The sequence below is a fragment of the Castellaniella sp. genome (genome assembly GCF_049673105.1).
Taxonomy (GTDB): domain Bacteria; phylum Pseudomonadota; class Gammaproteobacteria; order Burkholderiales; family Burkholderiaceae_B; genus Castellaniella.
Genome location: NZ_JBATXG010000007.1, coordinates 1 through 11,410, shown reverse-complemented (window position 1 = coordinate 11,410; position 11,410 = coordinate 1). Strand labels below are relative to the sequence as shown.

Here is an 11,410-nt window from a genome sequence, read left to right as displayed (position 1 = left end):
GACGAAGGGAGGGTGGGAGGTTTCGGCCCGCGCTGTCTGAGGGGCGCGAAGCGACCCGAGTTCGCGGGCCGCCCACCCGGACGAGGCAGATCCGGGAAGCCCGACCAACGGGAGGGCCGCTGGTTGGGGCGCGTCAGCCCTCCACCAGCCCACCCAAGCCCAACAGCAGATGACCTGACTAAAGATCCCCACAAAACATCACCAACTCTTATATCTTATATAAGACTGTTGCCTGAACGATGCTTCTTCTTTAAAATAAGGCCGTTCTCCAACCCTCTTTCCTGGGGCATCACTCCATGCTGGACTCCTACCGCACTGAAGCCGCCGCTCGCGAAGCCATCGGCGTATCACCCCTTCCCCTGACGGCGCAACAGACTGCCGATCTGATCGAACTGCTGAAAAACCCGCCTGCCGGCGAAGAACAATTTCTGCTGGACCTGTTGACGCATCGCGTCCCCGCCGGGGTGGACGACGCCGCTCAGGTCAAGGCTTCCTACCTGGCGGCTGTCGCCCTGGGCAAAGAAACCTGTCCGTTGATCGACGCCAAGCACGCCACCGAACTGCTGGGCACCATGCTGGGCGGCTACAACATCAGCGCCCTGATCGAGCTGCTGGACGACGCCAATCTGGCGCCGGTCGCCGCCGAAGGCCTGAAAAAGACCCTGTTGGTCTTCGACGCCTTCCACGACATCGAAGAAAAAGCCAAGGCCGGCAACGTTCAAGCCCAGGCCGTGCTGCAAAGCTGGGCCGATGCCGAATGGTTCACCAGCCGCCCCGAAGTCCCGCAAAGCCTGACGCTGACCGTCTTCAAGGTCACGGGCGAAACCAATACCGACGATCTGTCGCCCGCGCCCGACGCCTGGAGCCGTCCGGACATCCCGCTGCACGCGCTGGCCATGCTGAAGAACCCGCGCGACGGCATCACGCCCGACGCCGCCGGCCAGGTCGGCCCGATCAAGCTGCTGAACGAACTCAAGGCCAAGGGCCATCTGGTCGCCTACGTGGGCGACGTGGTGGGCACCGGGTCCTCGCGCAAATCGGCGACCAACTCCGTCATCTGGCATACCGGCGAAGACATCCCCTTCGTGCCCAACAAGCGCTTCGGCGGCGTCTGCCTGGGCAGCAAGATCGCCCCGATCTTCTACAACACCATGGAAGATTCCGGCGCGCTGCCCATCGAACTGGACGTCTCCGCCATGAACATGGGCGACGTCATCGAACTGCGCCCCTACGAAGGCAAGGCCCTGAAAAACGGCCAGGTGATTTCGGAATTCCAGTTGAAATCCGACGTGCTGCTGGACGAAGTCCGCGCCGGCGGTCGTATTCCGCTGATCATCGGTCGCGGCCTGACGGCCAAGGCCCGCGTCTCTCTTGGTCTGCCGCCCACGACGCTGTTCCGCCTGCCCGACTCCCCCGCCGACACCGGCAAGGGCTATTCCCTGGCGCAGAAACTGGTCGGTCGCGCCTGCGGCCTGCCCGAAGGCCAGGGTGTGCGCCCTGGCACCTACTGCGAACCGCGCATGACCTCGGTCGGCAGCCAGGACACCACCGGCCCCATGACCCGCGACGAACTGAAGGATCTGGCCTGCGTCGGCTTTTCCGCCGATCTGGTGATGCAGTCCTTCTGCCACACCGCCGCCTATCCCAAGCCCGTGGACGTCAAGACCCATCACGAACTGCCGGCCTTCATCAGCACGCGTGGCGGTGTCTCCCTGCGGCCAGGCGACGGCATCATCCACTCGTGGCTGAACCGCATGCTGCTGCCCGACACCGTGGGCACCGGCGGCGACTCGCACACCCGCTTCCCGATCGGCATCAGCTTTCCTGCCGGGTCCGGCCTGGTGGCCTTTGCCGCCGCCACCGGCGTCATGCCGCTGGACATGCCCGAATCCGTGCTGGTGCGCTTCAAGGGCAAAATGCAGCCCGGCGTCACGCTGCGCGATCTGGTCAATGCCATCCCGCTGTACGCCATCAAAAAAGGCCTGCTGACCGTCGCAAAGCAAGGCAAGAAAAACATCTTCTCTGGTCGCATCCTGGAAATCGAAGGGCTGCCCGACCTGAAGATCGAACAGGCCTTCGAACTGTCCGACGCCTCGGCTGAACGCTCCGCCGCCGCCTGCACGGTGCGCCTGAACAAGGAACCGATCATCGAATACCTGAACAGCAACATCACGCTGCTGAAATGGATGATCGCCAACGGCTATCAGGATGCCCGCACCCTGGGTCGCCGCATCAAGAACATGGAAGCCTGGCTGGCCGACCCGCAGCTGGTCGAACCCGATGCCGACGCCGAATACGCCGCCGTCATCGACATCGACCTGGCCGACATCCACGAACCCATCGTGGCCTGCCCGAACGACCCGGACGACGTCAAGACGCTGTCCGACGTGGCCGGCACCGCCATCGACGAGGTCTTCATCGGCAGCTGCATGACCAATATCGGTCACTTCCGCGCCGCCGCGACCTTGCTGAAAGGCAAGCGCGACCTGCCGTCCAAGCTGTGGGTGGCCCCGCCCACCAAGATGGACGCCAGCGAACTGACCAAAGAAGGCCACTACGGCACCTTCGGCACCGCCGGCGCCCGCATGGAAATGCCGGGCTGCTCGCTGTGCATGGGTAATCAAGCCCAGGTGCGCGAAGGCGCTACGGTGTTCTCGACCAGCACGCGGAACTTCCCCAACCGTCTGGGTAAGAATTCCAATGTATTCCTGGGTTCCGCCGAAATGGCCGCGATCTGCTCGGGCCTGGGTCGCATCCCCACCCGCGAGGAATACCTGGAAGCCATGGGCCTGCTGGCCAAGGACAGCGCGGACATCTACCGCTACATGAACTTCGACCAGATCGAAGACTTCACGACGGTGGCCAACACGGTCGAAGCCTGACCTTGCTGAACGCCCCAGCCTTGGCTGGGGCCGCCTGAAAAACCTCGGGTTCGCCCGAGGTTTTTTTCTGCCTTTTACGTCTCTCCGGCTGACATGAACAGACGCGGTACACTAGGAATCTTCCCGCATCCGTCTCATTTCTCGGTTCTTCATGCCCCCCCGCTCCCGATCTTCCTCTCTTTCCCGGACATCGCTTGCTCTGATCGCCTTGGCCGAGGCCCTGTCACAATCCGGCAGTCAGCTCGAAGACCGCTGGTGGCAGCAGCAATTGGGCGAAGCGCTGGATAAGGCGCTGGCCGCGCGCCAGGGGCACACCGTGGAATCCGCGCTGGACCATTTGCTGGATCAGCGTTCCCCCGCGTACGAAATCCTGGTCGAGCAGGCCGAGGCCCGCTCTGAATCCCTGGCCTTCACCCACCAGGATCAGGGCTACGAAGCCCTGCTGATTTCCGCCCCCCTGCTGGCCTGGACCCGCTATCAATTGCCGTCCGGAAAATTGCCGGCGGCTTGTCTGCAGCAGATGGACGAGCTGATGCGCACCGCCGTTCTGATGCCCGATGCCCGCCTGCAACTGCTGCCCGAATTGATCCGCTTCGATCAACTGCCGCAGTCATTTCGCGAGACTCGCAGCTGGGTGCAAGCCATGGCCCAGCACGCCCTGGGGGCGCGGCGCGAACTGCCTGCGGTGCGCGCCGCTGAAACCCCGGAAGATCTGCTGGCCGATGCCTATTTCCTGATGGGTGTGGCCATCGTGCCCCAGGGCCAGGCGCTGTTCCAATGGCAATCCGCACCCGCCGGCCAGCTGCCCAGCCGCGCCTCGGTCACCGCCCTGTGGGCCGAAGGCTGCGCACGGATCACCGACTCTCTATTTACCGGTTGTCTGACCGAATACCTGCCGCCAGAGGCCTTCTACACCAGTACCCGGCAGGCGGACCAGGGCATCCGCCCGCTGACGCTGAAGGCCGCCATCACCTGGCTGCAAACCGCCGCCCATATCCCCGGCACGGATCTGCGGGCCGCCATCGTCGCCTGCGGCGAGCAGGCCATCGAGGAATACCGCATCGGCTTCTGCACCCGCCAAAGCAACGACGTCATCTACGGCTGTGTCTGGCCTTCGCTGAGCCGCGAGGAATCGGCGCCGGAACCTGCTGAAGACGGCCAGGTCGACACCTGGGACACCCTGGCCGCCCTGCTGCGTGAATCCGGTATCCAGGACGTGCGCCGCCTGCCCGGCCTGCAAGCCATGGAATTCTGCGAAGACTGCGGCACGCCCTACTTTCCCAATATGCTGGGCGAAATGCAGCACCCGGAATTGCCGGAAGAAATCGATCCGGAACCCGTGCAGTTCCACTGATTCACCGCCGCGCCTGCCGGGCGCGGCGCATCACAGATGAACGCCCTGACTTTCGACATATTCTGCCGCGTCGTCGACAACTACGGCGATGCGGGCGTGTGCTGGCGTCTGGCCCGCCAATTGGTTTCCCTGGGGCAGACGGCACGCCTCTGGGTCGACGATCTGCCCACGCTGGCCCGACTGGCGCCCGGCCTGGACTCAGCCGCGGATCAGCAAACCGCACACGGCATACAGATCGGGGCCTGGGATGCCGCGGAACAAGCATCCCCACCCCGGCATGGCGTGGTGATCGAGGCCTTCGCCTGCCAGCTGCCGACCCGCTACGCAGCTGCAATGGCCCAGCAGGATTGCCTGTGGATCAACCTGGAATACCTCAGTGCAGAAAGCTGGGTAGAAGGCTGCCACGGCTTGCCCTCGCCGCAAGCCAACGGGATTCCGAAATATTTCTATTTCCCTGGCTTCACCCCAGCCACCGGCGGACTGCTGCGAGAGGCCGATCTGCTCGAGCGCCGACGGAAAGCGTCAGCCGACGACCGACGCCAGCGTCTGCAGGCGCTGACCGGTCTATCCACCGCGGATCTGCCCGATGACGCCCGCGTCATGCTGCTGTTCTGCTACCCGGACGCCCCCTGGGCCGGCTTGCGCTCTGCCCTGGCGCAGCACAGCGCACCCACCTGGCTGCTGGTTCCCGGTCCAGCGCCTGCCGGCCTGCAGGACCAGGGCGCTTTGCGCATCATGCCCATCCCCTTCGTGCCGCAGGCCCGCTTTGACGAGCTGCTATGGTGCTGCGACCTGAATTTTGTGCGCGGAGAGGATTCCCTGGTGCGCGCTCTGTGGGCAGGCAAGCCGCTGGTCTGGCAGATCTACCGACAGGATGCCGACGCGCACCTGGACAAACTGGACGCCTGGCTGGACCGCGCCCGATGGCCCACTGCGGCCCAGGCGCTGGTCCGCGCCTGGAACCGCCAAGACAGCGCGGCAGTGCAGCAAGCCTTCACGCAGGCCCTGTCCCCGGACAACTGGCGCGCCTGGCAAATCCGCGCGAACGCCTGGGCGGATGAGCTGGCGGCCAGCCCGGATCTGGCCCAAAATCTGCTGGACTTTTGCCAGAAGCACCGTCAGAAGAGTTAGAATAGACAGTTAACATTTTTCTGCTTTGCCTCGAAACGCGTTCGTGATGATCGGGGCACGTCAAACCCCGGAGTTTTACCTATATGAAAACTGCACAAGAGCTGCGCGTTGGCAACGTCGTGATGGTGGGTAGCGACCCCCTGGTGGTCCAAAAGGCCGAATACAACAAATCAGGCCGCAACTCTGCCGTCGTCAAACTGAAATTCAAGAATCTGCTGACCGGCAGCGCCAGTGAATCCGTCTACAAGGCCGACGAAAAATTCGAACAGGTCATGCTGGACAACAAGGAATGCACCTATTCCTATTTCGCCGACCCGATGTATGCCTTCATGGACGAGGAATACAACCAGCACGAAGTCGAAGCCGACAGCATGGGCGATGCGCTGAACTACCTGGAAGAAGGCATGACCGTCAGCGTCGTCTTCTACGAAGGGCGCGCGATTTCCGTGGAATTGCCCACCATCATCGTGCGCGAAATCACCTACACCGAACCCGCCGTCAAGGGCGACACGTCCGGCAAGGTCCTGAAGCCCGCCAAGATCAACACCGGCTACGAACTGGCCGTGCCGCTGTTCTGCAACATCGGCGACAAGATCGAAATCGATACGCGCACCAACGAATACCGCAGCCGCGTGATGTAATCGCAGCCGCGTGATGTAATGTCGGTCGCGCCGATCACCGCATCGGTCGCAGCCACGAAAAAACCCCCACGCTGCGCAGCCTGGCGGCTGCTTGCTGCCCCCCAAGGGGGCGCTTTTGCCTTGGGGCGGCCCGGCGGCAAAAAAGCCGGGGGATTGTCAGATCCTCCGGCTTTTCTTTCAACCAGCGCTGCGTGTCCGGCCCTACTGCAGCCGGTCGTCATCCAGAATGTCGGGTATCGGCATGATCGAAATGCCATCCTCGACCAGTTCACGGCATTCTTCGACGGACGCGGTGCCGCGAATCGGACGTTCTTCGATTTCGCCGCTGTGCATGCGGCGGGCCTCGTCGGCAAAGCGGGCGCCAACGTCGTCCGTCTGGCGCACGATACTGCGAATCTGGCGCAGGACTTCCGCCTGCAGTCGCACCAATTGGCCGCTGGACGGGGCAGCCACCGCCGTCTGCCCCGGCGACTGATCGTCTGTGTTCGCAGGCGTCGGGTCACGCCGCAAATGGCTGATGTTCAGGTGCGGCGCAGACACGCGACGCGTGATCTGGTCGCTATGACAGATGGGACAGCGCACCATGCTCTGTTCCCGCTGTTCGTCATAGCTTTCCTGAGAGGCGAACCAGCCTTCGAAAACATGGTCGTGCTCGCACGCGAGGTCAAATACTTTAAGTGCCATGGCTAACAAATGGGGGTGGACTGTCCGGTTTCAAGCGCCTGCCAGCATTTCCAGCGCCATTCCCAGGGGGGCACCGGTTTGGCATCGCGCCACAGGCCCAGGCGCTGCTGGCGTGCCTGGCGTTCCAGTTCCGTCAGGCGGGCATCGCGCAGGTATTTGCCGCCGCCCTGCCGATTGGCCCAGGCCATGCCGGCGGCGACCATCAAGCGGCTGGCCTGCTGACCGTCCGGCAGCGGCACATCGCAGATTTCTCGCCCATAGCGATCCTGTTCGTAACAGCGCAGCGTCAGAGTCTTGCCCGCTACCAGGTCGGCCAGCGCCTGCCGGGATGCCTGTCCGTGGGGTTGGCCCGGCTGCTGGCGCCCATGACCGGTTTCCGGCGCATCGATACTGGCCAGCCGGACGCGTTGTCGCTGGCGGCCCACCAGCAAAGTCAGGGTATCGCCATCGGCGACCTGGACGACACGCCCCGACAGCGCGTAGGTCCCGGCTGCCGAGGCGCCGGGCGCCAGCGGCAGGCTGACGGCGCAGGCCAACAGCAACGACAACAGACAGCGGCGAGAAAAGGCGAAGAAGCTCGGCACAGGCGTCAAGATAAAGAAACAGGCTGCGACAACCGGCAGCCTGGATGGATCATTGTACTGGAGCCTGGGCAAACCACGTGTCCCGCGTCAGTCCGGCCAGGCCCGCTGCAGCAGGATGTCGGACGCCAGATCCAAGGTCTGCGCCCCAAACACGCGTCCGCCGCCGCCCGCCAGCCGGCTATCGACGAATACTCGCGATACCGCTTCCGGCGCATGACGCAGCATCAAGTCCGCCTGTACCAGCAGGACCAGATCCTGGGCGATCTGCCGCGCCTGCACCGGCTGCGATCCGGCATCCAGCTGCAGATTGCGTTGCAGGCGATCCGCCGTCGCGCGCATGGCGGATTCACCCGCATGCGCACGGGCCAGCGCATCGATGGCTTGGGCCAGAGGTTCGACCGACTGCTGGGCCGCCCGCAAGACGTCCAGACACATGACATTGCCCGAGCCTTCCCAGATGGAATTGACGGGGGCCTCGCGGTAGAGCCGCGCCATCGGGCCGTCTTCTATATAGCCATTGCCGCCCCAGACCTCCATGCATTCGGCGGCGACCTCGATGGTGCGCTTGCAGACCCAGAATTTGGCTGCCGGAGTCAGAATGCGGCGCAGAACCTGTTCCGTCGCATTTTCCGGATGATCGAAGGCCCGCGCCAGACGCAGGGCCAGCGTCGTGGCGGCCTCGCTTTCCAAGGCCAAGTCCGCCAGCACCTGGCGCATCAAGGGCTGTTCGATCAGGCGGCGACCAAACGCCCGGCGATGGCGGGCGTGGTGAACGGCCTGAACGACGGCTCGGCGCAGCAAGGCGGCGCTGCCCAGCACACAGTCCATGCGCGTATAAGACGCCATTTCCACCAAGGTGGCGATGCCGCGCCCCGCCTCGCCCACACGTCGACCCATCGCCCCGGCGAATTCGACCTCGGCGCTGGCGTTGGAACGGTTGCCGAGCTTGTCCTTCAGACGCTGAATATGGATGCCATTGCGCCGATCTGCATCCAGCCAGCGCGGCACGTAGAAGCAGGAATACGCATCGCCGTCACGCGCCAGCATCAGGTGGGCATCGGACGTCGGCGAGGAAAAGAACCATTTGTGCCCGGTCAGGCGAAACCAGCCGTCGCCGGCGGATTCCGCCCAGCTGGTGTTGCTGCGCAGATCCGAGCCCCCCTGCTTTTCCGTCATGCCCATGCCGATCATCATGGCGTGCTTGTCCGCCACCGGCAGATCGCGCGCGTCGTAGCGGCGGTCGGCCAGCCTGGGCTGCAGCTCAGCGAACCAGGGTTCGCGGGCCAGTAGAGGAATGGCGGCACTGGTCATGGTGATGGGGCACAGAGAACCGGCTTCGACCTGACCATGCATCAAATAGTGCGCCGCCCGGGCCACATGGGCGCCGTCCGCCGGCGCGATCCAGGCGCTGCTATGCATGCCTTGGGCAAAGGCCAGCGACAGAAATTCGCCCCAGCCAGGATGGAAATCCACGACATCGATCCGATGCCCGGTGCGATCAAAGGCCCGCAGGACTGGGCCAGCGCTATTCACATCCGCCGCCAGCCGCGCCAGATCGGACTGCCCCAGACGCTGCCCCCAGGATTCCAGATCGGCCTCGTGAGCTTGGGCGCCTTCGCGCCGCACTCCCTGCATCAAGACCGCATCGGTCAGAAACAAATTACAGTCCGGCAGATCGGGCGCCTGGTTTTCCACCTGGTGCGTCCCCGATAAAAGATCTTGAACATCCATGCCAGAACCCCCGTGTAAAGCGTAACTCCACAACCCAGTCTACCCGCGATTCTCAACGGCGGACAGGCTCCCGATACAATCGAAACTCAGCCATTCCAGGAACCTGACCTCATGACCCCCCGTTTTCTGATTCTGTGCGGCGCGCTCGTCCTGGCGCTGGGTGTGGCGACCGGCGCCTTTGGCGCGCACGGCTTGCGGCGCCTGGTCGCTCCCGATCTGCTGGAGACCTGGCGCACGGCAGCCCACTACCAGGTGATCCACGGCATCGGGCTGCTGCTGATCGCCGCGCTGTGGTCCCGGCTCGCACCTGCTCCCGCCGCCTGGGCCGGCGGCCTGATGCTGGCCGGCCTGCTGGTTTTCAGCATCAGCCTGTACGCTCTGGTCCTGAGCGGCATCCGCTCCCTGGGCGCCGTCACCCCCATCGGCGGCCTGCTGCTGATTCTGTCCTGGCTGGCGCTCGCCCTGGCCGCCTGGCGTGGCGCGGTCTCCTGATTGCCCTGCGCCGGGCCGCACCGGATGGCTGCGGTCCTCCCTATAATGAAGTTCCGTTCTCTCTGAACTTTGGCCGGAATCCACATGCCCCATACTTCTGCGGACACCCCCTTGCGCGACTGGCTGCGCGCCCTGCCCAAGGCCGAGCTGCACCTGCATATCGAAGGCACGCTGGAACCCGAACTCATGTTCTCGCTGGCCAAACGCAATGGCGTGCAACTGCCCTACGCCAACGTGGACGCCGTGCGTCAAGCCTACCAGTTCACCGATCTGCAATCCTTCCTGGACCTGTACTATGCCGGCGCCAGCGTCCTGATCACGGAACAGGATTTCTACGATCTGACGATGGCCTATATGCGCCGCGCCCAGGCCGATGGACTGGTGCACGTCGAACTCATGTTCGACCCACAAACCCACACGCACCGGGGCATTGCCATCGAGACCGTGTTCGCCGGGCTGGCCCGCGCGTTGCGCGAGGCGCGAGACACGCTGGGCATCAGCGGCTACCTGCTGCTCAGCTTCCTGCGCCATCTCAGCGAAGACGACGCTTTTGCCACCCTGGACGCCGCCCTGCCCTTGCGCAGCCAGTACGACGACCTGTGGGTCGGCATCGGACTGGATTCCTCTGAACGCGGCAATCCACCGGAAAAATTCGCCCGCATCTACGCCCGTTGCGCGGAACTTGGCTTTCATCTGGTGGCCCACGCCGGGGAAGAAGGCCCTGCCGACTACGTCCGCAGCGCCCTGGAAGTCCTGAAGGTCGCCCGCATCGATCATGGCGTGCGCAGCAGCGACGATCCCGACCTGCTACAGACCCTGATCCAGCGCCGCATCCCCCTGACCGTCTGCCCGCTGTCGAACCTGAAGCTTGGCGTCGTACGCGATCTGACGGAACACAATCTGGCCCGCCTGCTGCGCGCCGGGGCCTTGGTCACGATCAACGCCGACGACCCCGCGTATTTCGGCGGCTATGTGTTGGACAACTACGTCGCTAGCGCCCAGGCGCTGGACCTATCCCACGACGAGCTGGTGACCCTGGCCGCCAACAGCCTGCAGGCGTCGTTTCTGCCCGCTGCCGACAAAACCCGCCTGCTGGACAAGCTCGCAGCAGCCAGCAGGGTCTGAACGGCATGCCCGCCGTCGTCAAACTCGATAAGCTGATCCAGCCCGGCGATGCCATTCAGGGTGAATGCCGGCGCCTGGACCGCGCCTTTTACGACCGCCCCGCGCTGACCGTCGCTCCGGATCTGCTGGGCCGCCTGCTGGTCCACGCCACCCCCGATGGCCCTCGCATCGGTCGCATCGTGGAAGTCGAAGCCTACCTGGGGCCGACCGATCTGGCCGCCCATACGTCCCGCGGGCGCACCGCCCGCACCCGCGCCATGTTCGGCCCGCCAGGTCATGCCTATGTGTATCTGATCTACGGCATGTACCACTGCATCAATGTCGTCACGGGCCCCGAAGGCAGCGGCACCGCCGTGCTGCTGCGTGCGCTGGCGCCCGTGTCCGGGATCAGCGTCGCCACCAACGGCCCTGGACGCCTGTGCAAGGCGATGGATATCACCCTGGACCACTACGGCATCGACCTGTGCGGTGACGCCTGCTGGATCGCCCAGGACGACGCCCCCCGACCGACCGGCATCATCGCCAGCCCGCGGATCGGTGTGGACTACGCCGGAGAATGGGCCGACAAACCCCTGCGTTTTCACATCGACGGCCATCCGGCAGTCAGCCGGCGCCCGAGGAGGAAATAGCCCCCACGCTGCGCAGGCTATCGCCCGCTTGCTGCCCCCCAAGGGGGCTCTTTCGCCTTGGGGCGGCCCGGCGGCAAAAGAAAATAGCCCCCACGCTACGCAGGCTATCGCCCGCTTGCTGCCCCCCCAAGGGGGCTCTTTCGCCTTGGGGCGGCCC

The 11,410-nt window shown here is 64.5% G+C and carries 10 protein-coding genes; 7 read left to right on the top strand and 3 right to left on the bottom strand.

All coding sequences use genetic code 11. From position 1 onward, the window contains the following. Positions 1–296: 296 nt before the first annotated feature. The 4 genes from acnB to efp all read left to right on the top strand — a co-directional run bounded on the left by acnB (position 297) and on the right by efp (position 6,008). On the top strand, positions 297–2,882 hold the full coding sequence (acnB, locus tag WBF69_RS02535; protein WP_424260901.1) for a bifunctional aconitate hydratase 2/2-methylisocitrate dehydratase: 2,586 nt from the start codon (positions 297–299) through the stop codon (positions 2,880–2,882). Between the two features lie 151 nt (positions 2,883–3,033). Beyond that, positions 3,034–4,236: a DUF2863 family protein gene (locus tag WBF69_RS02530; RefSeq protein ID WP_424260899.1), complete on the top strand. Its 1,203-nt coding sequence runs from the start codon at positions 3,034–3,036 to the stop codon at positions 4,234–4,236. Between the two features lie 45 nt (positions 4,237–4,281). Beyond that, complete coding sequence (earP, locus tag WBF69_RS02525) at positions 4,282–5,367, top strand: elongation factor P maturation arginine rhamnosyltransferase EarP (protein WP_424260905.1); 1,086 nt, start codon at positions 4,282–4,284, stop codon at positions 5,365–5,367. 83 nt (positions 5,368–5,450) lie between these two features. Then, positions 5,451–6,008 carry an elongation factor P gene (efp, locus tag WBF69_RS02520; protein ID WP_424260897.1) on the top strand — a complete coding sequence of 186 codons (558 nt, stop codon included), beginning with the start codon at positions 5,451–5,453 and terminating at the stop codon, positions 6,006–6,008. Positions 6,009–6,209: 201 nt separating this feature from the next. Here efp and WBF69_RS02515 read toward each other — a convergent pair whose 3' ends face one another. The 3 genes from WBF69_RS02515 to WBF69_RS02505 form a co-directional block, all read right to left on the bottom strand. Continuing rightward, complete coding sequence (locus WBF69_RS02515; protein ID WP_424260895.1) at positions 6,210–6,692, bottom strand: DUF1178 family protein; 483 nt, start codon at positions 6,690–6,692, stop codon at positions 6,210–6,212. Between the two features lie 2 nt (positions 6,693–6,694). After that, positions 6,695–7,276, bottom strand: a complete 582-nt coding sequence (locus WBF69_RS02510; protein ID WP_424260903.1) for a thermonuclease family protein — start codon at positions 7,274–7,276, stop codon at positions 6,695–6,697. A gap of 87 nt (positions 7,277–7,363) precedes the next feature. Further along, positions 7,364–9,007: an acyl-CoA dehydrogenase family protein gene (locus WBF69_RS02505; RefSeq protein WP_424260893.1), complete on the bottom strand. Its 1,644-nt coding sequence runs from the start codon at positions 9,005–9,007 to the stop codon at positions 7,364–7,366. A gap of 111 nt (positions 9,008–9,118) precedes the next feature. Here WBF69_RS02505 and WBF69_RS02500 point away from each other — a divergent pair, with 111 nt between their 5' ends. The 3 genes from WBF69_RS02500 (at position 9,119) to WBF69_RS02490 (ending at position 11,253) form a co-directional block, all read left to right on the top strand. Continuing rightward, on the top strand, positions 9,119–9,499 hold the full coding sequence (locus WBF69_RS02500) for a DUF423 domain-containing protein (RefSeq protein WP_424260891.1): 381 nt from the start codon (positions 9,119–9,121) through the stop codon (positions 9,497–9,499). An 84-nt stretch (positions 9,500–9,583) separates the two neighbouring features. Beyond that, complete coding sequence (locus tag WBF69_RS02495; protein ID WP_424260889.1) at positions 9,584–10,624, top strand: adenosine deaminase; 1,041 nt, start codon at positions 9,584–9,586, stop codon at positions 10,622–10,624. A 5-nt stretch (positions 10,625–10,629) separates the two neighbouring features. Further along, positions 10,630–11,253 carry a DNA-3-methyladenine glycosylase gene (locus WBF69_RS02490; RefSeq protein ID WP_424260887.1) on the top strand — a complete coding sequence of 208 codons (624 nt, stop codon included), beginning with the start codon at positions 10,630–10,632 and terminating at the stop codon, positions 11,251–11,253. The last annotated feature ends 157 nt before the right edge of the window (positions 11,254–11,410 follow it).